Origin of the sequence: Streptomyces lydicamycinicus (genome assembly GCF_000829715.2) — a bacterium.
Classification (GTDB): domain Bacteria; phylum Actinomycetota; class Actinomycetes; order Streptomycetales; family Streptomycetaceae; genus Streptomyces; species Streptomyces lydicamycinicus.
Genome location: NZ_BBNO01000007.1, coordinates 87,906 through 109,470 on the forward strand (window position 1 = coordinate 87,906; position 21,565 = coordinate 109,470).

The 21,565-nt window shown below is 68.9% G+C and carries 16 protein-coding genes; 7 read left to right on the forward strand and 9 right to left on the reverse strand.

The window, feature by feature from the left end; translation table 11 throughout:
• Positions 1-61: 61 nt before the first annotated feature.
• On the forward strand, positions 62-1,105 hold the full coding sequence (locus TU31_RS22925; RefSeq protein ID WP_042157822.1) for a methyltransferase: 1,044 nt from the start codon (positions 62-64) through the stop codon (positions 1,103-1,105).
• A gap of 241 nt (positions 1,106-1,346) precedes the next feature.
• Positions 1,347-3,341, forward strand: a complete 1,995-nt coding sequence (gene otr(A), locus TU31_RS22930; RefSeq protein WP_042157825.1) for a tetracycline resistance ribosomal protection protein Otr(A) — start codon at positions 1,347-1,349, stop codon at positions 3,339-3,341.
• A gap of 92 nt (positions 3,342-3,433) precedes the next feature.
• Here the strand turns inward: otr(A) and TU31_RS22935 are convergent, their stop codons facing one another.
• Entirely contained in the window at positions 3,434-4,207 is a 774-nt protein-coding gene (locus TU31_RS22935; protein WP_158894605.1) for a LuxR C-terminal-related transcriptional regulator, read from the reverse strand.
• Between the two features lie 1,051 nt (positions 4,208-5,258).
• Between TU31_RS22935 and katG the strand changes: the two genes are divergently transcribed.
• A complete protein-coding gene (gene katG / locus TU31_RS22940) occupies positions 5,259-7,448 on the forward strand; it encodes a catalase/peroxidase HPI (protein WP_042157827.1) in 2,190 nt (729 codons plus the stop codon).
• A gap of 830 nt (positions 7,449-8,278) precedes the next feature.
• Here the strand turns inward: katG and TU31_RS22950 are convergent.
• A complete protein-coding gene (locus tag TU31_RS22950; protein ID WP_042157831.1) occupies positions 8,279-8,731 on the reverse strand; it encodes a winged helix-turn-helix transcriptional regulator in 453 nt (150 codons plus the stop codon).
• A 94-nt stretch (positions 8,732-8,825) separates the two neighbouring features.
• On the opposite strand from TU31_RS22950, the gene TU31_RS22955 reads away from it, so the two are divergent.
• The gene (locus TU31_RS22955; protein WP_181018646.1) at positions 8,826-10,094 is read left to right on the forward strand and encodes an MFS transporter; all 1,269 of its coding nucleotides are present in this window, start codon (positions 8,826-8,828) and stop codon (positions 10,092-10,094) included.
• Positions 10,095-10,192: 98 nt separating this feature from the next.
• Here the strand turns inward: TU31_RS22955 and TU31_RS22960 are convergent, their stop codons facing one another.
• Positions 10,193-10,825 (reverse strand): SRPBCC family protein, encoded by a 633-nt coding sequence (locus TU31_RS22960; RefSeq protein ID WP_042157833.1) that lies wholly within the window; start codon positions 10,823-10,825, stop codon positions 10,193-10,195.
• 240 nt (positions 10,826-11,065) lie between these two features.
• On the reverse strand, positions 11,066-11,431 hold the full coding sequence (locus tag TU31_RS22965) for a hypothetical protein (RefSeq protein WP_042157836.1): 366 nt from the start codon (positions 11,429-11,431) through the stop codon (positions 11,066-11,068).
• A gap of 183 nt (positions 11,432-11,614) precedes the next feature.
• Between TU31_RS22965 and TU31_RS22970 the strand changes: the two genes are divergently transcribed.
• Entirely contained in the window at positions 11,615-12,286 is a 672-nt protein-coding gene (locus tag TU31_RS22970; RefSeq protein WP_245698645.1) for a TetR/AcrR family transcriptional regulator, read from the forward strand.
• A 78-nt stretch (positions 12,287-12,364) separates the two neighbouring features.
• Here the strand turns inward: TU31_RS22970 and TU31_RS22975 are convergent, their stop codons facing one another.
• Together TU31_RS22975 and TU31_RS22980 are read right to left on the reverse strand one after the other, a co-directional pair.
• Complete coding sequence (locus TU31_RS22975) at positions 12,365-13,714, reverse strand: M20 metallopeptidase family protein (RefSeq protein WP_045867332.1); 1,350 nt, start codon at positions 13,712-13,714, stop codon at positions 12,365-12,367.
• 288 nt (positions 13,715-14,002) lie between these two features.
• Positions 14,003-14,383: a VOC family protein gene (locus TU31_RS22980; RefSeq protein WP_042157838.1), complete on the reverse strand. Its 381-nt coding sequence runs from the start codon at positions 14,381-14,383 to the stop codon at positions 14,003-14,005.
• 224 nt (positions 14,384-14,607) lie between these two features.
• Here TU31_RS22980 and TU31_RS38095 point away from each other — a divergent pair, with 224 nt between their 5' ends.
• Together TU31_RS38095 and TU31_RS40305 are read left to right on the forward strand one after the other, a co-directional pair.
• Positions 14,608-15,585 carry a hypothetical protein gene (locus TU31_RS38095; RefSeq protein WP_158894608.1) on the forward strand — a complete coding sequence of 326 codons (978 nt, stop codon included), beginning with the start codon at positions 14,608-14,610 and terminating at the stop codon, positions 15,583-15,585.
• On the forward strand, positions 15,582-16,274 hold the full coding sequence (locus TU31_RS40305) for a tetratricopeptide repeat protein (RefSeq protein WP_042157843.1): 693 nt from the start codon (positions 15,582-15,584) through the stop codon (positions 16,272-16,274). Before TU31_RS38095 ends, TU31_RS40305 begins: the two co-directional genes overlap by 4 nt.
• A gap of 159 nt (positions 16,275-16,433) precedes the next feature.
• On the opposite strand, the gene TU31_RS22995 is transcribed toward TU31_RS40305, so the two are convergent.
• The 3 genes from TU31_RS22995 to TU31_RS23005 all read right to left on the reverse strand — a co-directional run bounded on the left by TU31_RS22995 (position 16,434) and on the right by TU31_RS23005 (position 21,541).
• A complete protein-coding gene (locus tag TU31_RS22995) occupies positions 16,434-18,428 on the reverse strand; it encodes a collagenase (RefSeq protein ID WP_042157845.1) in 1,995 nt (664 codons plus the stop codon).
• Positions 18,429-18,636: 208 nt separating this feature from the next.
• Positions 18,637-19,599: a LysR family transcriptional regulator gene (locus TU31_RS23000; RefSeq protein WP_042157846.1), complete on the reverse strand. Its 963-nt coding sequence runs from the start codon at positions 19,597-19,599 to the stop codon at positions 18,637-18,639.
• A 277-nt stretch (positions 19,600-19,876) separates the two neighbouring features.
• Positions 19,877-21,541, reverse strand: a complete 1,665-nt coding sequence (locus tag TU31_RS23005; protein ID WP_042157848.1) for a PKD domain-containing protein — start codon at positions 21,539-21,541, stop codon at positions 19,877-19,879.
• Between the last annotated feature and the right edge of the window lie 24 nt (positions 21,542-21,565).

Sequence of the window (21,565 nt, forward strand, 5' to 3'; positions counted from 1 at the left end):
CGCCGCCGTATCCCTCGCAGCACGCTCGTCCCCCAGTGATCACCTCAGGCCAAGGAGCCCCATGCCCCTCCCACCGCTTGCCTCGGTCGAGCAGGCCCGCTCGCTTCTCCAGCTCAACACCGCCTACCACCAAGCCAAGCTCCTGCACACGGCAGTGGAGCTGGGCCTGTTCGAGATGCTCGCCGGCGGCCCGTCGACCGTGGACGAGGTCCGCCGGAAGCTGTCCCTGGCCCACCCGCTGGCGACGGATTTCCTCGATGCCCTGGTCGCCGTGGGGCTGCTGGAGGCGGACGACGGCCCCCCACGCAGTTACCGTAATTCCGCGACGGCGACCGCGTTCCTGGTGCCCGGTGCCCCCGAGTACCTCGGCGGAAGCGTCCTTCAGCACGCCCGCAAGCACTACCACGTGTGGGCCGGGCTCACCACGGCGCTGCGCGAGGGCGAGGCGGGCTCGGGGGCGGAGGCACATGGCCCGGAGGCGTATCCCGAGCACTACGCGGACCTCGAACGCGCCCGTCAGATCATGGCGCATTTCGACACCTTCACCACCTTCACCGCCGACGAGCTCGCGCGCCGCGTCGACTGGGGCCCGTACCACTCCTTCGTCGACATCGGCGGCGCGCGCGGAAACCTGGCGACCCGCCTGGCACTGGCCCACCCGCACCTGTCGGGCACGGTCTTCGACCTACCGGCGCTGGCGCCGCTGTGTGAGGAGTTGACGGCCGACCGCGGCCTGGACGGGCGGGTCCGCTTCCAGGGAGGCGACTTCCGCACCGATCCGCTGCCCGCGGCCGACGCGGTGGTCATCGGGCACGTGTTGCCCGATTGGCCCTTCCCGCAGCGGCGTGCGCTGCTGCGTCGGATCCACGGCGCGTTGCGCCCGGGTGGCGCCCTGGTGATCTACGACCTGATGACCGACCCCGCGTCCGAGAGCGCCCACGACATCCTCCAGCGCCTCAACCACGGGCTGATCCGTGGGGACAGCTCCTCCTCCAGCGTGGCGCAGTACCGGGCGTCCGTGGAGGAGGCCGGATTCACGATCCGGCAGGCGGAGCGCATCGACAATCTCCTCGGCGACTGGCTGATTGTCGCCGTCAAGCCCTGACCTGCGACAAGGCATTTGTTACCGTGACCGCGCCTGCCGGGACGCACGTCCCGGCGGGCGCGGTCACGGGGCCCGCCAAGCGGCGCTCGGGGCCCGTACGACGGCTGGGGGCATCGACTGCACCAGCCGGACCAGCAGCTACAGCGGCGAACGGAGAAGGTCGAAGCGATGCGGCAGGCAACCACCCACCCCACCAAGGAAGAGGACCGCATGACGACATTCAGGACATCAAAGAGTCTCTATGAACAAGAAGCTGAACCTGGGAATCCTCGCGCACGTTGACGCGGGAAAGACTTCCCTCACCGAGCGGCTGCTGCACCACACCGGCGCGATCGAGGAGTTCGGGAGTGTGGACGCCGGGACCACACAGACCGACTCCATGGAGCTGGAGCGGCGCCGTGGCATCACCATCCGGTCCGCCGTGGCTACCTTCGTCACCGACGGACTGAAGGTCAACCTCATCGATACTCCCGGCCACTCCGACTTCATCGCGGAGGTGGAGCGGGCACTCGGCGTGCTCGACGGCGTCGTGCTGGTCGTCTCGGCCGTGGAGGGAGTGCAGCCGCAGACCCGCATCCTGATGCGGACGCTGCGGCGGCTGCGGATTCCCACCCTGGTCTTCGTCAACAAGATCGACCGTCGCGGCGCGCGCTACGGCGGCGTTCTGGAGGAGATCGCGAAGCGGCTCACGCCGTCCGCGGTGGCGGTGTCCGCCGTAACGGACATCGGGACCCCCGCCGCGCGGGCGATCCCGCGCCGTCCCGACGACCCGGCGTTCGCCACCGAACTCGGCGAGTTGCTGTCCCTTCACAATGACGCGTTCCTCACCTCTTATCTGGACCTGGACGGCGGAGCGCGGCTGACCGACAAGGAGTACGCCGAGGAACTGGCCCGGCAGACCGCGGACGGCCAGGTGTACCCGGTGTTCTTCGGCTCGGCACTGAAGGGCGAGGGGCTGGTCGAACTGCTGAGCGGCATCCGGGAGTTCCTGCCCGCGGTGCACGACGGCGAGGACGAGGCCCCCCTGCTCGGCACTGTCTTCAAGGTCGAGCGCGGCCCACGGGGGGAGTCCATCGCCTACCTACGGCTGCGATCGGGCTCGCTGGCCACCCGCGACCATGTCACGCTGCACCGCACCGACCACGCGGGTCAGGTGACCGAGCACCCCGGCAAGATCACCTCGCTGCGGGTCTACGAGCACGGCTCCGCCACCGTCGAGGCCCGGGCGGCGGCCGGGGACATCGCCAAGGTCTGGGGGCTGAAGGACGTCCGGATCGGCGACCAGGCCGGCTACCGCGAAGAGCCGCCGCCGCGGAACTTCTTCGCCCCGCCCAACCTTGAGACGGTGGTCGGGCCCGAGTGCCCGGAGGATTCGGGCCGGCTGCACGCCGCCCTGCGGATGCTGAGCGAGCAAGACCCGTCCATCGAGCTGCGGCAGGACGAGGAGAGCGCGCACGGGACGGTGCTCCGCCTGTACGGGGAGGTGCAGAAGGACATCATCCACACCACGCTCGCCGAGTCCTTCGGCGTCCGGGCCGTCTTCAAGGAGTCCCGGACCGTCTGCATCGAAAAGCCTGTCGGAGTCGGTGAGGCGCTGGAGGAGTGGGATCTGCGCAAGCTCAACTACTTCTGGGCGACGGTGGGACTGCGGGTGGAGCCCGGCAAGGAGGGCAGCGGCATCGACTTCCGCCTTGCGGTCGAACGAGGCTCGCTGCCGGGAGCGTTCCACAAGGCGATCGAGGAGACGGTGCACACCACCCTGCGGCACGGGCTGCACGGCTGGCAGGTCACCGACGTCGTCGTCACCTTGAACCGCTCCGGCTTCGCCAGTCCGGTCAGCGCGGCGGACGACTTCCGCAAGGTGACGCCCCTGGTCCTGATGAGCGCGCTCAAGCAGGCGGGGACGCAGGTGTATGAGCCGGTCAGCGCCTTCGAGCTGGAGATCCCGGCCGCCGTGCTGAGCACTGTCCTGGCGAATCTGGCGGCGCTGGGTGCCACTCCTGAAGTCCCCCTGGCCCGGGGGGACGCGTTCCTGCTGGAGGGCACCCTGCCCGCCGGCCGCGTCCATGAGCTCGGTCGGCGTATCCCCTCACTCACCAACGGGGAAGGCGTTTTCCTGTCCCAGCTGCACGGTCACAGGCCGGTCAGCGGCAGTTTCCCCGTACGGCCCCGGCCTGCGGGACCCGATCCGCTGGACCGGGACGAGTACATCCTGCACGCAGTCAAGCGCCTGTGAGCGCCTGTCGTACCTGCTGATGTGCGGCGGGCCGTTCTTCCCTGAGCCCCGGGAGAGGGACAGGGAAGAAACGGCCCGCTACCTTCCCTGCGTCAGGAACCCACTGTCACCCGCAGTGCTGCTCGGTGCGGGACCACGTACTCGTGCCCGTTCGCGCGCATCCTTCCGCGTACGTTCCCCTGCCCGGCGCCATCGCCCTTCCCCTTCATCCGCCCCATGCCGTTCCGGCTCGCGGAGAATCCGAGAACGAGCATCGACTTCGCCTTGTTGACCGCATCGATACGGGAAACGGCCCCCAGCTTGTCGAAGATATTCCGTAGATGGCGTTTCACGGTGGCCTCAGTGATGTCCAGCCGACTGGCTATCTGGCCATTACTGAGCCCCTGCGCCACATTCTCCATGATCTGCAGCTCTCGCGAGGAAAGGTGCACCTCAACGTCCTGCCGCGCAGCCGCGAGACTTTCCTTCGGAACGGATAACAATATCTGGTCGGGATGACTGCTGACGCTGCGGATAGCGGATATTACTTCTTCCCGGGTGAGGCTTTTGGTTAAGAATCCGCTCACATGCAGCCGCAGGGCGTGCTTGATGAGTTCGGGGTGATGGAAAGACGTCAGGACGATGCAGTGCGACTCCGGTGACACCCTCCGCAATGCGGCGACCCGAGTGATGATCTCGTGCGGCTCGGCACCGTCCAGCAGGACGACTTCGGGGCGCGTCTCGGCTGCCACGTGTACGGCGCCTTCGTCATTGGGAACGCCGCCGATGATCTCGATGTCGGGCTGGGCCGCCAGCACGTCGCAGAGTGCCTCCCTGAGCAGGGTCTGGTTCTCGACCACAAGGACAGTAATGACGTTGTTGCCCATATTTATCGCTCCCATGTGTACCGTGTAGTCCCGCGCCGGCATCCCGGCTCATTGTTCCCCCGCCGCGAATTCCCCTCGGGATTTACCCGGAATGCGAGAGTGAGGGGGTAGGTGGCTGAATTGTCGACGTGCGATCAGGGTTGGAAGCAATGTAAATGAAAAGAGATAAATTAATCGACGGAAAACTCACTGGGGCCTCTCTCTGGGAGGGAGGTTGCGCATGGGTTATCCTCACCAGTAAAACCCGGGCCACAATGGAGATCAAGCGCGCCTGATTAAACAATTGGTCAATCAACATTAAAGATTTCGCAAATATCGACACTTTTATTATGGGCGGGAAAGGTTGCCTTGTGCGTCCATTGCTTTCGGTCCGACTGGTGTGCTCGGCTCGAATTCTCTGCGACCCGGACACCGAGGCGCCTTGAGTGCGCCTGGAGTCCAACCCGAGGCGACGGCTCTGGCTGCATTTCGGTACCGCGGCGCGTCGACCCGCGCAGTATGAGCAAGGTGTCCGGGTAAGGGGACGGGACGAGATTCCCACCGGTGTGGGCCCCGCCCCCGCCTCGAACCCGTTGCTGATCTGACGGAGTGTCTGCAACACCATCGCCTCGCCCGGAAAGCGCTGACGCCCAGAGCGGCGAACACCCCGCGGACGTCTCGTTCGATCTCATCGCGGATGCCCGACGGCGCCGGGCCCTTGGCCATCCGGGTCGTCCATGGCCTGGTATTCACCGGAGCGCGACGGCGTCCCCTCCGGACTTTGAGTGCGTGTTACGCAGAGTGCTCAGCGTGTTCTCGTAACGGTGCGGCCTGTGGTGCGCGACCATACGGACGCCGACACAGGATCGGTCATCGGCGCCGTGCATGAGAGTGGGTTCTCGCCGGCCGCGGTAGCCCCCGTTGACTGCCGCGGGTCTGGTCAGGCGATGCCGGCCGGCGGGCGCCGTGGCGCGCTGTGAGCGCGGTCGCAGTGTTCGACACCACGAGACAAACCAACGTCAAGAGCAAGCAGCCAGCAGAAGGAAACACCGAGACAGGAAGAAGGACGGACGTGTCCGGCAGCGAAAGCGAGAACCCAGTAATCCCCTCCCCGGCCCCCACGCCGACCCGGCCCAGGACGAACCGGGACTGGTGGCCGAATCAGCTGGACCTTCAGATTCTCCATCAGCACTCGTCCCGGTCCAATCCGATGGACGAGGACTTCACCTACGCAGAGGAGTTCTCGACCCTCGACGTCGACGCGCTGAAGCGCGACGTATTCGAGGTGATGAAGACGTCGCAGGACTGGTGGCCTGCCGACTACGGCCACTACGGGCCGCTCTTCATCCGGATGAGTTGGCATGCCGCGGGAACGTATCGCATCGCGGACGGCCGGGGCGGTGGCGGCGCCGGCGCTCAGCGCTTCGCCCCCCTCAACAGCTGGCCGGACAACGCGAGCCTCGACAAGGCACGCCGTTTGCTCTGGCCGGTCAAGCAGAAGTACGGCCGCAAAATCTCCTGGGCCGACCTTCTGGTCTTCGCCGGCAACTGTGCCATGGAATCGATGGGGTTCAAGACGTTCGGGTTCGGCTTCGGACGAGAGGACATCTGGGAACCCGAGGAAATCTTCTGGGGGCCCGAGGACACCTGGCTCGGAGACGAGCGCTACACCGGCGACAGGGAACTCACCGGCCCCTTCGGTGCCGTGCAGATGGGTCTGATCTACGTCAATCCGGAGGGGCCCAACGGCAACCCGGACCCGATGGCTGCCGCCAGGGACATCCGCGAGACATTCGGGCGCATGGCGATGAACGACGAGGAGACGGTGGCGCTCATCGTCGGCGGACACACGTTCGGCAAGTGCCATGGTGCGGTCGATCCCTCGTACATCGGCCCGGAGCCCGAGGCGTGTCCCCTTGAGCAGCAGGGCCTCGGCTGGAGGAACACGTACGGCAGCGGCAAGGGCGCCGACGCGCTCACCAGTGGGCTCGAGGGCGCATGGACCTCCGAGCCGACGAAGTGGGACAACGAGTACCTGGACAACCTGTTCCGGTACGACTGGGAGCTGACGACGAGCCCCGCCGGTGCGAACCAGTGGACTCCCAAGGATGCCGCGGCCCAGAACACGGTGCCGGATGCTCATGACCCGTCGAAGCGGCACGCTCCCATGATGCTGACGACGGACCTCGGGCTGAAGGTGGACCCGGTCTACGGACCGATCGCGAAGAGCTTCCACGAGAACCCGGACAAGCTCGCGGTGGCGTTCGCCAAGGCGTGGTACAAGCTGCTGCACCGCGACATGGGACCCATCTCGCGCTACCTCGGCCCGTGGATTCCCGAGCCGCAGCTCTGGCAGGACCCCGTCCCCGAGGTCGATCACGAACTGGTCGCGGCCGACGACATCGCTGCCCTCAAGGACAGGATCCTCGCCTCGGGACTGTCCGTCTCCCAGCTGGTCACCACCGCTTGGGCGTCGGCGTCGAGCTTCCGCGGCACCGACAAGCGTGGCGGGGCCAACGGGGCACGGATCCGCCTCGCACCGCAAAAGGGCTGGGAGGTCAACGACCTGCCCGAGGTGGCCGAGGTGTTGCAGACCCTCGAAGGGATCCGGCAGGACTTCAACGGCTCACAGGCCGGCGGAAGGAAAGTGTCCCTCGCGGACCTGATCGTCCTGGGCGGATGCGCGGCCGTCGAGAAGGCTGCGAAGAACGCCGGGTACGACATCACCGTCCCGTTCGCACCTGGACGCACGGACGCCTCGCAGGAGCAGACCGACGTGGAGGCGTTCGCCGTGCTCGAACCCAAGGCGGACGGGTTCCGCAACTACCTCCGGGCGGGAGAGAAGCTGTCACCGGAGACGCTCCTGCTGGACCGCGCCAGCCTGTTGACGCTGACGGCTCCCGAGATGACGGTGCTGATGGGCGGTATGCGGGCCCTGAACGCCGGCTTCGCGGGATGCCCCCATGGCGTCTTCACACAGCGTCCGGAGACATTGACCAATGACTTCTTCGCCAACCTGCTCGACATGGGCACGGAGTGGAAGGCGTCAACATCGTCTGAGGACGTATTCGAAGGCCGGGATCGCGTCACGGGCGAGGTCAAGTGGACCGCCACCGCCGTAGACCTCATCTTCGGTTCACACTCGCAGCTCCGAGCCGTCTCGGAGGTCTACGCGTCCCGGGACGCGGGAGAGAAGTTCGTGCGTGACTTCGTGGCGGCCTGGGACAAGGTAATGAACCTCGACCGGTTCGACCTCGCCTGAGCCCGACGTCCCGGTCGGCCACTCACCGGCCGGCCGGGATATCCCGGGCCCGGCCAGGGCGGACCGGACCGGCGCGCTGCGGCAACGTCCCTGACCAGCCTTGTATCCCTTGCTCGTCAGGTGAGGCGAAGGAAGGCTGGGGACGATGTTCGGGCGAAGGAAATTCCTCATGGCCGGTGCCATGGGGGGCGCGGCCATGCTTCCACTGGGTGTTCTGGGAGCGCACAGGTATGCGTCGTCGTCTCACGGGACAGGGTCTGCGGACGATGCCCCAGTGACGTCAACTCCTCCGCTGGAGAAGTACGTTGACCGCTGCCCACGCCGTTGACGGCCGTCCCGGATCCTTCCGTCTATCCGGGTGCCGACTACTACGAGATCACGATGCGGCAGGGCTCGTGGCGCTTCCACCGGGATCTCAAGCCGGCAACCGTATGGGGTTAGTGGGCCAAGAACCCGCACGATCCTCGCAAGGCGATCGGCATGGGCCTTCTCGGGCCGACCATCAGCGTGACCGCGGACCACCCGAAGCGATCTGCGCCTACACCAACCACGAGCGTTCGTCCATGCTCTCGATGACCTGATGCGGCCGTGGACGATCGTCGGCAGTGGGGGCCAGAGCGGCGGCCTCGGCGCTGGCAGCCAGACCGGCGGCCAAGGCCACGGCGACCACGGGGGCGCCAACCACGGCGGCGGCCAGGGCCACTGACGGGATCGAGCCTTCTTGGCGACCCCCCTCTACGTCACGGCTCTCGTCAGTCGACCTCATGGCCCAAGACGATGCCAAGCGGCTACAGCGAGCGTCGTTCGCGCTCTGCGCGTGAACGCCCGGATCACTGGCCGGCGACCTTGTGGACGGTGGTGTCGTCGGGGTTGAGCCGTCGCCCGTCCGCGGACAGTACTTCCAGTGGGCGGAGGCGGTGTCCCTGTTGGCGGTCGACCAGCTGTGAGTGCGGTTCGCCGGGGGTGAAGAAGTTCTCTTCGCCCCACTGCCGCAGTGCCACGATGACGGGGAAGAGTGCCTTGCCCTTCGGAGTCAGTACGTACTCGCGGTAGGCGCTGCCGTCCGAGGCGGGGACGGATTCGAGGACGCCGCCGGCGACCAGGGTGCGCAGGCGCGCGGTGAGGATGTTCTTCGCTACGCCGAGGCTGCGCTGGAACTCCCCGAAGCGCCGGCTTCCGTCGAAGGCGTCCCGCACGATCAGCAGGGACCACCAGTCGCCGATCGCGTCCACCGACCGGGCGACGGGACATTCGCTGTCGTCGAAGCGCGTCCTGGTCACCATGGCGTCCCTCACTCTCTCGACGGTTGCAACATGCTACCAAAATGCTTACCGTCGCCATTGGTAGCAAGATGAAACCAGATATGGGGGAGTGCTGATGCCCGGCAACGGTCAGGCTGTGACGCGACGGACCGAGGCCCGCAGTGGGGAGGGTCCCGCGCCCGTCCTGTCCCGTGGCGTCGTCATGCTGTTCGCCGTCGCCTGCGGGGCCGCGGTGGCCAACGTCTACTTCTCCCAGCCGCTCCTGGTGACGATGGGTCACGACCTCGCCATGAGCCCGGCACTGGTCGGCAGCGTGGTCACCCTCACGCATGTCGGATACGGGCTGGGACTCTTCTTCCTCGTGCCGCTGGGCGACGTGGCCGACCGCAGACGGCTCGTCGTGGCCCAGTTGCTGCTCCTGGTGGTGGCGCTGGCCGTGGTAGCCGCGGCCCACACGGCGGCGATCCTGCTCATGGGCATGGCCGCGACGGGGCTTCTCGCGGTCGTGACGCAGACGCTGGTGGCCTTCGCGGCAGCACTGGCCCCTCCCGCCGGGCGCGGACGGGTCGTCGGTCTGGTCACCAGCGGCGTGGTCGTCGGAATCCTGCTCGCCCGCACCGCATCCGGCCTCATGGCCGATCTCGCGGGCTGGCGCTCCGTCTACCTCGCCTCGGCGTCGCTCACCGCTCTGCTCGCCCTGGTCCTGTACCGAGCGCTGCCGCGCCGGTGTGACGCTCCGCCGACAACCCTGCGCTACGGACAGCTCCTGCGCTCCACGATCACCCTGTTCGCCCGGGAACGACTGCTGCGGCTCCGGGCCCTGTTCGGTCTGCTGATCTTCGCTGCCTTCAGCACTCTGTGGAGCAGCGTCGCGTTGCCGCTCAGCGAGGCCCCGTACTTCCTGCCCCACAGTGCGATCGGGGCGCTGGGGCTGATCGGTGTCGCGGGCGCCCTGGCCGCGACGGTGGCCGGCCGCCTGAGCGACCGCGGACTCTCCCGGCGGACCACCGGCATCGCTCTGGCACTGCTCGCCGCCTCATGGCTGCCCTTGGCCTTCACCCGCAGCTCGCTCTGGGCCCTGGTGGTCGGGGTGATCCTGCTCGACCTCGCCGTGCAGGCGGTCCATGTCACCAACCAGACCCTGATCTACGCGCTGTACCCGGACGCGGGCAGTCGGCTGATCGGTGGATACATGGTCTTCTACTCGATCGGCAGCGCCACCGGCGCCCTCGCCGCCACCTCCCTCTACACGGTGGCCGGCTGGGGCGCCGTATGCGCTCTGGGTGCCGGGTTCAGTGGCGTCGGGCTCGTGCTGTGGGTGTTCACACGACACCGCACCCCGGGCCCCGCTACCACCAAGGTGCCTTCTTCCGGCGAGGGTTGAGGGTTCTCGCTGAACGTGAGTGACGGGTGCGCGCCGCTGGGTGGAGGACTGTGCGTCTCTTCGGGGGTGGCGCCGCGGAACCGGTCCTGGTGCGTGGTTCAGTGCGGCCGATGGGGGGCTTCGGCGGCGGTTTTGAGGTCGCGGAGCCAGGCTTCGAGGCCCTGGCGGAGGAGCTTGGTCGCGGTGGGGACGTCGGCTTCGACCTCGGCGCCGGTGTGGGTCTCTTCGGTGCTCACGCGGATGCCGCCCTTGACCCTGGTGAAGTTCCACACGTGCACGCCGTCGATGCGCAGACCTTCGCCGACCGCGGGGCCGGTCCAGCGGATGCAGGAGTGGTGTTTGAGCTGTTGGACGGTCGAGGTGATGTCGAGGCCGGTGGCGGGAGTCGCGGGGTTGGGAGGTATCGGAGTGGTCCACCGGAACGCCGAACCCTTGCGGAACGGGCCGTGGTCGAGGCGTTTCATGGTGGTGATGGCGTCCTGCCAGTACGGCCAGCGCTCCACGTCGGTCTGAAGTTTCCAAATGGTGCGCAGCGGGGCGTGGATCACGGTCTCGGTCCGGTGGCGGACGCGGGCCTGGGGGTCGACGCCTTCGCCGCGGCAGGTGAGGGGCCTGTTGGGATGAGAGGTGGTGGCTTCGGCCGGGGCGGTGGCGGAGCCGAGGACGCCGATGGCCACGAGCGGCACGGTGAACAGGGCAGTGCGGATACGGGTGTTGGGGATGTCGGACATGGGGTCTCTCCCTTGTCAGTCGGTGGGTGGCGTTTTTGTCGGTTGGTGGGCGGGCGTTGTTGTCGGTGGCGAAGCGCGTGTGAGGTCGGTGGGCGTCGGTCGTCGGGTGGGTGGGGTGCGCCGGGCGGGCGCGTCATAGTTGCGGACGTTGCTTGTGGCGTTGGTGCCCGGCGGGTTCGGCGTGGTCCGTGGCGTCGGTGACGGGGGCGAGCGGGAGTGGGGCGCCCGCCCGGAGGTGTGTCAGTGCGCGGGAAGGAACCGCGTCCGCGACCGGTGGAGGGTGGCGATGACTGCGGCGGACGTGGCGACGATCAGCGCGGCGAACACGGGGTGCATGTCTTTGGGCAGGCTCTGCGCTCCGTCGGGCCGGGCCAGCCATACGACGAGTGGGACGGCGTATGCGACGGCGAGCAGGGTGGTGGCCCAGCGCACCGCCCGGTCGCGAACGGAACGGTGAGCGCCGACCAACACGATCATGACCGGGAGGCCGGCGATCAAGGCGAACTGCCCGATCACCATGACGAGGACGGCCCAGGAGGCGACGGTCACCGGCAGCGGAGCATGCCGGCCTGTGTGGGGCTGAGGTGACTCGGCTGTGGTGGCCATGGGGTTCCCCTCGTTCGGTGGCGTGCACGTGGCGCAGCGGTACTGTGCATCCCGCACGCAGCTAGGGCTTCTTGGGTTCGTTAGAAGTTATAACCCAAGTTGATGTGAGGGGGCAATAGATGCGTGATAGCCTCTAACTCAATCTGGAGGGTTTAGTCAGCCGGTTGGGGAAGGTGACAGGTCGTGGCGAAGGCGGATGCGGACGTGGAGACGGACACGAGGACCCCGCGGGAGCGCTACCGCGCCCAGGTGCGCGCAGAGATCAAGGAACGCGCCTGGGAGCAGATCGCCACGGCCGGCGCGTCAGCCCTCTCCCTCAACGCCATCGCCAAACAGCTGGGCATGAGCGGACCCGCGCTCTACCGCTACTTCGCCAGCCGCGACGAGCTGATCACCGAACTCATCCGCGAGGCGTACCGGAGCCTCGCCGAGTCCCTCCGCGCGTCCTCCACCACCGGCGCCGACCTGGCCGGACTCGCCCACGCCCTGCGCGGCTGGGCGCTGGAGGACCCCCAGCGGTATTTCCTCATCTACGGCACTCCCGTCCCCGGCTACCACGCGCCCGAGGACATCACCGGCATCGCCTCCGAGATCATGAGGACTCTGCTCGACGCGTGCACGGCGCTCGCTCCGGACGCCCCCGCGGCTCCGTTCAGTGCCCACCTCGAAGACCACCGGGACTGGGCCGGCGACCACCCCGCCCCGGCCGCGGCCCTCCACCGTGCCCTGGCCTTCTGGACCCGGCTCCACGGCGTTCTGTCCCTGGAACTCGCCGGCCACTTCACCGACATGGGCTTCGACCCCGCCCTGTTCTTCGCAGCCGAACTGGACGACCTGTTGGCCGGCCGAGTGTGACGTCGCGGTGCAACGGCTGCTCCGAGCTCAGCCATCCTGCCCCACGCCTCCGGCTCGGCCCGTAACCGCCGGGCAGACCTAACCGCCGGACCCGCCGGACCCGCCGGACCCGCCGGACCCGCCGGACCCGCCGGACTCGCTAGACCCGCTGGACGCGCCATGCGCCCGATGGGCCCGCTCCGCGATCCAGCCTGCCATCGCCCGTACGCCGACGCTGATGGCGCGCTCGTCCGGGGCGAAGTCGGGGTAGTGCGGGTAGCTGGTGGTGAGGGGGGCGCCGGGGGCGCGGACGCCGAGGAAGGTGAACGTGCCGGGGACGCGGTCCAGGTAGAGGGCGAAGTCCTCGCCGCTGAAGGGAGGGAAGGCGGCATGGAGCTCGGTAACCGCGTCCCGGCCGAGTGTGCGCCGCAGGTGGTGGGCGAGCACGCGGGCGTCGCGTTCCGGGCAGACCATGGCCGGGAACGGCTCGGTGGGGAAGCTCAGCCCGGCCCCCGGGTATGACGTGGCCAGGCGGTGGATGTCCTGGCGTACCTCCAGGTACCGCTCCGGAGGCCAACAGCGGTAGGACACCGTCACCTTGGCCTCCTGCGCTCGGGCCCGAACCGCCACGAACTCGGCCAGCGGCCCGTGGGGAGTCTGGGCGTCGGCGACGATCCGCTCAAGGTCCGCGGGAGTCTGCGGCAGCGCCACCGTTGCGAGCGCGCCGATCTCGGCGGCCATTCGCCGCGCGGCATCGGGCGCGTCCGGCCCGGAGACGGTCACCTCCGCCTTGTCCTGCCCCGGCATCCCGAAGCCCGGGGTCACCGCGAACCGGCCGACGGGGAACGGCCCGCAGTGCAGCGCGTGGATCTCCGCCACGCGGGTGCGCTCCAGCACGCCTGTGCCGATCAGCGCACGGGCCCCCGACAGGCTCTCCTCGGCAGGCTGGAAGAGGAACACCACTGTTCCCGCCAGGTGCCGGCGCAGCCGTGCCAGGACCTGTGCGACGCCGAGGGCAACCGTGGTGTGGACGTCATGCCCGCAGAGATGGGCCGGAGCCGGACCGCCCCCCACGATGTCCTTGGGCGGCACCGCATCCATGTCCGCCCGATACGCGACGGTCCGGCCCGGACGTGCGCCCCGCAGGACGGCGACGACGCCGTGGCCGCCCACCCCCGTGGTGACGGCCAGCCCGGCCGCCCGCAGCTTCCGGGCCACCACACCGGCGGTGCGCTGCTCCTGCCCCGGCCCCTCCGGATGCCGGTGGAGGTCCCGCCGCAGTTCGATCAGCCCCCGCTTCAGGCGCGCCACCTCGGCGTCCACCGCCCCTTGCGCCACCGGCTGCCCCCGCCCGACGGCGACGGCCCTCCCCGACGCTCCCCACATGGCTCCCGCACCGGTACCCGCCGCGCCGGCCAGTAACGTACGGCGCGCGAGAGCGCGCTCCATGGAACGGTCCACTGTTCCCCCTTCGTGACCCTTCGTGATCCTTCGGGTGGCCTTCCGGAGTGCCTGACGGGCTGTCGGTTCTCGGCGCTGTGTGCCGGGGCCATCGCCGCCGGGCAAGCGGAAAACCCGAAGGCGACACGATCGCCGCACGCACCTGCGGTTGCCCATCCGGCGGTCCACCGCTCGGGGGTGGGGGTAACCCCAGCTCGGTGGCGCCCATGCAGATCCGTCGGACGCCCCGTCGGGCGACCCGCCAGACCACCCGCCAGACGACCCGTCGGACAGGCTCTAGGCGTCGTGTGGGTACCAGCGGAGTTCGACGGTGTTGCCGTCCGGGTCGCTGACGTACAGGGACTGGCCCTCACCACGGGCGCCGAAGCGCGGGCCGGGGCCGTCGACCACGGTGAACTCGCCCGAGTCGATGACCTCCTGCCAGTCGAGGGGCTCGACGACCAGGCAGAGGTGGTCGACATTGGAACCCTCGCGGGGCCCCTGGACGAGGTCGATGATGGTCTCCGGGCTCACGCGCACAGAGGGGAAGGACACCGCGCCCGCGCGCCAGTCGTCCACCCGAACGGGCTCCAGACCGAGCGGCCCGCAGTAGAAGGCGAGCGATCGCTCGATGTCGGCGACGTTCAGAACGAGGTGGTCGAAGCCCGTGACGCGCATGGCAGTTCCTCTGGAGACGCGCGGGCCCCTGGCAGGGCCCGTCGGATGCTGGTGCAAGGAACGTATAACCCGCGTCAGCGGGCGCGCGATCGGCCGTTGGTCCTGGTCCGCCGGTCCTGGTCCGCTTGGCGGAGGGGCAGGAGGCGCAGTGGTCCTTGGCGGGCGGTTCAGGGGGCTGGCTGTCCGTCCGCCGGGTGGAGAAGATGGCAGTCCGACAGACAGCTGTGCTGCGCCATCTCCAGCCATCGGAGGCGGAATTGCTGTGGCGATCGATGCGTCCGTGGGTGGTGTTGGTCGGTGCGTCCGGAGGGGGCACCGCGGCAGCCGTGATGGGTGCCGCGTGGCTACCGTCCTGGGGTGCGGCGATGCTGGCGGCATCCGGTGCCGCACTGGCGGGAGTGTTCACCGCCGATGCGCAGAGGGCCATTTCGGAGCGGCGGCTGGCAAGGCGGCGAGTCGACGGCGTCGGCCCTGCCCTCCCGGGACGGGCTGAACGGTGCGTGGTCGGGGAACTGAACGACCCGATGGCGCTCGGCATCCACCCGGCGGCCCCACACGGTGCGTCGTCCCCGTCCGACAGACTGCCGCAGTTCGTGCGGCGGGACTGCTTCCCTGCCTTGCTCGACAGGCTACGACTCGGTGGGCTGGTGCTGATCGTCGGTGAGTCGACCGCGGGAAAATCCCGGTTGGCCTACGAGGCGATGCGCGCGGCACTGCCCGATCACGAGGCGTTCGTCGTGAAGCCGGGCCATGACCTCCGAGCCGTGGCGGCCGGGGCTGCGAAGGTTCGTCGGTGTGTGCTGTGGTTCGACGAATTCGACCAGTTCCTCGGTGTGGGCGGGCTGACGACCGACCTGGTGGGGGCCATGCTCGACGGCGCGAACCGGCACGTTGTCCTGCTCGCCTCCATGCGCAGCAAGGAGTACGACCGGTACGGGGCCCGGCAGCGCGAGGTCACCGATGCGGCGACCTGGCGCTCGGGTCGCGAGGTGCTCCTCATGGCTGCTGAGCCCCTTCGGCTGGAGCGGTTGTGGACGCCGGCCGAGGTGGCACGCGCCAGGTCGGCGGCGGCCGACCCGCGGGTGGCCCGGGCGGCTCGCGGCACCGGCAACCGTTTCGGTGTGGCCGAGTTGCTGGCCGCGGGGCCGGAGCTCGTGAACGACTGGCGGCATGCGTGGCAGCCGGGAACGCACTCACCTTGAACACGTGGCATGACATCGCCCGCTATGTGGCGGAGGCGGGCCATCCCCAGGAGGCGGTCGACGTGCTGTTACGGGTGGTCGGCGACCGGACGCGGTTGCTGGGGCCCCGGCATGAACAGACCCTCGCCGCCCGGAGTGGGCGGGCCCGGTTCGCGAGCGAAGCCGGTGACCACGAGGCCGCGGTCCACCAGTTTCACGAGGTGCTGCCGGTCATGGAGGAGGCGCTCGGCCCCCAGCACCTGGAGGTGTGGCTCACCCGGCAGGATCTCGCCCGGGCTCTGGGGCGCGCGGGTCGCCCCGCGGAAGCCCTCGCGCTGACCCGCCGGGTACACACCGCCCTCGTCGAGGCATTGGGCACCGCCCACCCCTGGGCCCTGAGCAGCCGTTACGAGGAGGCCGTGCTGACCGGCCGGACCGGCCGTGCTGCGGATGCCGTTGAGCTGCTCCGTGCCGTCTTGGTGGATCAGCAACGGGTCCTCGGACTGCACTCACGTACGCTGAGCACCCGTCACCAGCTCGGCAGATTCCTGGCGTTGGACGGCCATCTTGAGGAGGGACTCCGCGTCCTGGACGAGGTGATCGCCGACCAGAGCAGGTTCCACGGCCCCGACCACCCCCGGACCCTCGCCTCCTGCCGCGAGCGTGCCGGCGTCCGTGAGGCACTCGCAGAGCGGACCAATGGGGCGTGACCGCGGTGCAAGGACAGGCTGGTCGGGTCAGTCGGCAGGCCGGGTGGCAGTAGGGACGCCGGGCTGCACGGGCGGCGTGCGGGCGCGAGCCGGATTCGCTCGCGCCTCGGCCCCGGGGTCAGTAACCACCGGGGCCGAAGCTCTCGCTCACAGGGACGGTCAGGCCCGAGGCCTGGGTGCTGAAGGTGTGGACTTCGTGGTCGGCTTGATGGTGCAGGCGCCCGAGGCGCAGGTGGTGAGCCAGGAGTCGAAGTCGGCGTCGTAGCGGGTGCCGATGTCGGTGTTGTAGACGGCGTAGCCGCCGGCGTAGTCGCCGGTGCGGAAGTGTTCGAGCATGGTGGCGATGTCCTGGGGGTGCTTCTCGAACATGTAGCGGACCGCGAGGTAGCCCCAGGGGTAGGTGCGGGTCACGTCGCTGTTGTCGTAGGTGCTCTGGAAGAGCGTGCTGAGCTTGTAGGTGTGTTTGCCGGCCTCGGAGACCGCTTCGGTGTTGGTGATCTTGCGGTAGCTGTACGAGATGTACTCGCCGAGGCCCTCGATCCACCAGATGTCCGGGACGGACGTCTGCTGGCCGAAGTCGCCCTTCATGTCGTCACGGGCGTCGAGGTAGTGCGTGTACTCGTGGTTGAGGTTCCAGATCCGGGCCGGGAAGCCGTTGTCGTCGCTCCTCTGGTACATGATCGACATGGGCTTGTTGTCGGGTTTGGTGGGGTCCCCGATCATGGTGATGCCGCCGTTGTTGGTGTCGACGCCGAAGATGGCCCCGGCATAGGTCTGGTAGTCCTTGCGGCTGCCGAATACGACGAGGTCGATGGTCGATTCGTACTGGCCGGGGATCGGGCCGTTGTTCTTCACCAGGTTCTGGACGTACGGGCCCTGGGCCAGGACGCTGGCGCAGGTGGCGTCGAGTTCCTCGGGGGTGAGGGACTGCGCTTTGACGGTGTGGGTCGCGTCGCAGCTGTGGGTGGTCGGCAGGGCCGCCTTGGTCAGCTGGCCGGACAGGTCGCAGACGCCGAAGTACGAGCAGTTGGCCTGGTCGTAGGCGTCGGCCTGGGAAGCGACGGTGACCCACAGGGGCGCGGTCGGACCGGAGATCTTCGAGGCGTCCAGCAGGCCCTTCATGAGCGGCCGGACCTTCTCCTGGAGGGCCGCGTGCTCGACGTACCGGGCGACGTTCATCCCGGCGTTGGAGTCGAGGTAGGAGTTGTCGGTGCCCAGCATGTCCAGGTGGTCGAGCGCGAAGGCGCTGAGGGTGTCGATGATGCTCGGATCGGCCGTGACCGCCTTGACGTACTCGGGGTTCCAGTTCCCGCGCCAGAGCGGGGTGTAGACGTCGTTGACGGCGGCCAGCATGCTGGGGATGTCGTCGTAGGAGCTGTTGTACCCGCTCAGCACCTGCTTGTAGGTGGTCAGGTAGCGGGCCTGCTCATTGGCGCTGTCCGAAAGGATGATGACCTCGCCCAGGACGTCGCCGTTGTCCGAAGTGACCTCCTTGGTGTGCGAGTTGGCGAAGAACGCGTCCAGGCCGCCCCGGGAGGCCGTCGCCAGGGTCGGGCCGTAGTCGCCGACGTCGTCCGCGTGGTTGGACTGCACGTAGTAGCCCGCGCGCAGAAACAGCACGAGCTGCCACACATGCTCCGAGTTGTTACCGGGATACGTCGTCGCCCCGCCCTGGAAGGCGTTGGCCACGGTGACCATCTGGTCCTCGCGGAAGACGTTGTACGCGTCCTTGCCGGTGACGCTGAACAGGGTGTTGACGCAGTCCGTGGTCGAGGACTCGATGAAGGTGACCAGTTCGGGGCCGGTCCGGCTGCCGAAGTCGGACGGGCTGCACGCCGCCGCGGCGCCGTGGTCCGTGCCCTTCCGGTCACCCGCCGCAGTCGAAGAAGTGGGGGGATTCTTCGCGCTGAGCGGGGGCAGTTGGGCGACGCCGCGCGGCCGTTCCTGAAGCGCGGACCTCTCGTTCGCGCCAACCCTCGGGCCGGTCGGTGGTACGGGGTGGGACGCGGACCGGGACGCGGGGACGGGGCGGTCGGCAGCCGGAGAGTGTGGCGGTGGCGCGGCCAGTGCCGGTGAGACCAGCAGACCGGCCGTGGCGAGGCAGGCGGCCAGGCCGCCGGCCGCACATCTGGGCAGGGGGAAGCGGTAGCGCATCCATGCTCCTTCGTGGACAGATGCGCCTCGGGATCGAGCTGAGGCGTGAGTGGCACTGTCTCAGCGCGCACGGGCCGCGACAATAAGGTGTGACATAGCACCTGGGATGGGTCCGTCATAACATCCGGAGGGGAGGGCTTGATGGCCGTGCACTTCCAACTCCCGTACTTTTACGGTCCGTTGACCGTTCGTCCGGGGGAACCAAGCCCTACGGCCTGGTCACGCTCCAGGTTCGGGAGGCCCAGGTCCGGAAGTGGGGGGACTGGGCGATGAGTGCCCGGTAGGCCGCGGCGGCGGAGCCGAAGAGGGTGTCGGCCACCTCGTCGGCAACGCTCTCGCGGCGCCATGCCAGCACATAGCGGCACCACAGGGGAGTGCCGGCCAGCGGTTTGACGAGGACATCGGGGATCGGCCGGAGCGTGGCCTGCACGATGGAGACGCCGATGCCTTCGGCGATCATGTTCTGCAACTGCTGTTGGTCGCCCAGGAATTCGTGGACGGCCGCCGGGGTGAATCCGGCCGCCCGGCATGCCGCGTAGAACACTCCCGGCCAGCCGGCCCCGTCGTCCGGGGTCAGAAACCACGCGTCGTCGGCCAGGTCGGCGAGCGTCACCTCGGGAGCGTGCCGGAGCCGGTGGCCGGCCGGCAGGGCGACGAAGGACGGTTCGGTGACGATCCCGCGGTGTGTCACGGTCGCCGAGTGCCGTAGTTCCCGTCCGGGGTAGTCCGCGGCGATCGCGGCGTCCACCTCGCCGTGTTCCAGGAGTTCGACGATCTCCGAGGAGGGATAGACGCTGCTCACGGTGAGAGTCAGATCGGGCAGTTGGTTGCGGAGCCGGATGAGCATGCCGGCCAGGACCGGCGAGTTGGTCGCGGCCAGGCGGAGCGGGCGGCGGCCGGTTGTCGCACCGTCCGGGGCGGGCCGGCGGCCGATCGCCGCCGCGCGGGCCAGCACGTCACGGGCCTGTGCCAGGACCTCCGTGCCATACCGTGTCAGTTCCACACCCGAGGTGTTCCGCACGAACAGCGGATGGCCGAAGTGCTGCTCGATCCGCCGGAGTTGGGTACTCATGGCCGGTTGCGAGTACCCCAGGTCCGAGGCGGCCCGGCCCACGCTCCCGGCGTCGGCGATCGCACACAGCACTCTCAGGTGCCGAAGCTCCAACTCCATGCCCGCACTCCTCCCGTCCGCGCGCTGCTGTCCGGACCCGCGCCACCACGGGGCGGCACCGGGCGCGCGGCCTCGTCCGACTGTTCGACGTGGAAGTCCACCTCATCGTTCTCCGGCCGCTCGCGCCAGAGCCGGGAGCGTCTTCGCGACGACGGAGACCTGAAAGCGGACCTGGTGCGGGCGCGCCAAGGGGCGGCCCGCGTCTGCGAGCCGCCCCTTGGACGGTGTCTTCCCTTTGTGGTGCGTCCGTTCGTGAGGTGTCGGACCCCGGGGTGCGTCAGTCGGTGGTGAGCGCCCGTGGGGTCTCGACCAGGACCTTTTTCCCGTCCCGGTCGGTGATCACGAGCCGTGGCAGCCAGGGCCCCTGGTGGTCGTAGGAGTGGGTGACGGTGGCCTCGTCCGTCTCCCGCTGGGTGCCGTCGCCGAAGTACCAGTGGTAGCGGTATCCGGTGGCGGGCGTCTTGCCGTCCACCGTCACCGACAGGGGCACCTCACTGCCGACGCGCGCGTGCTCAGGGGCCTTCAGCTCGGCCCGGGGGCCCTGCCGCGGGAGGTGGAACCACTCGCGCAGGTTCGGGTTGAGGAGGAAGGATTCGGCGTACTGCCGGGCGCCCTCGATGTCGGGGTGGCCGACGGCCGCGCTCAGGCACTGCACCGGAGTGGCGCTGAGCTCGGGGCAGGCCCGCGTGCGCAGCGGGAACGCCGGGTCGGTCACCGGGGTGCTCCAGACCTTGGAGTCCGGGGTGAGTACGGCATTGTCCACGGTGAAGAGTCCGTCGGCCGCCGTCGCGTACGGGCCGTCCGAGGACGCCTTGTTGGCGGCCGTCGCGGCCTGACGGTAGGCGGCATTGGCCAGTTGGGTGTACTGCTCGTAGCGCTCGGACACACGGCCGAGGGCACCCTTGCAGGAGATCAGCCGCGACGCGGTGATGCCCGGTGCCGAGCAGCGCTTCAGCGGGATCGGGGAACTGCTGCGGCTCAGCGCGTAGTAGAAGTCGGCCACGAGCACCTTCGGGTGCCCCGGCAGCGAGTGGGCCTTCTCGATGGCCGCCTGCATACCGCGTCCGCCGTAGCCGACCTTCGCGCCGCTGAAGTAGGGCACGTCCTTCGCCGGGTTCTCCGGGGCCGCGCCGACGCCGGAGCACTCGCGCTTCACCGCCTCGGGCAGGTTCTCCGAGCCGGGGGTGATACCGACGCCGATGCCGAAGAAGGGGTCGAGGTCGTTGATGCACCCGTTGATCACGACCAGATCGAGGCCGTAGCCGCCTGCCCGTGCCTGTGCGCCCGCCTTCTCCAACTGGCAGAACACATCTGGCATTTGCTGGGTGACCTCGCCGAACTCCATCTCCCCGTCGCCGTCCGGGTCCTGCTTCTCCGTGCTGCGCAGACAGGCCGCGTCCTTGTTGCCCGCGGGCAGCTCGGGTGCGTCGAGCACCGCGCCGGAGATCGAGTAGTCCAGCTGCTGATGGCCCCGGCCGGTCTCCCGGCCGAGCAGCTGACCGGTCAGATAGGGGAACTTCTGGTCGTGGTCCAGGCCCTGCCCCCAGACCACGGAGTCACCGACGGAGGCCACCCGCACCGGGTCGCATCCGCGGCGTATGGTGTCCCGCCAGACCTTGCCGTAGCGGCCGGGCTTCTCGTCCTCGGAGGAGGCGGCGGTACGGGCGTCGATCTGCAACGCGGTCTCGGTTGCGGGCACCTGGTCGAAGGGGATGTCGAACTTCGCCGTGCCGACGTTGGCGGTCATGGCGAGACGCCCGCCGGCCAGCTGCTTCGCACCCGCGCGTACCCGCCACTCCACGGTCGCTCCGGCCTTCGCCGCGGCGGGGTCGTAGACCTGTACCCGGCCGTGCACGGCGCCGCTGCACACCGGATTCGGCGTCAGGTCCACGTCGAGGACGAGGGGGAACGCCGATCCCGGCAGGGCACCGGCCTGTGCCACGGCGGGGTGTCCGCCGAGGAGCTG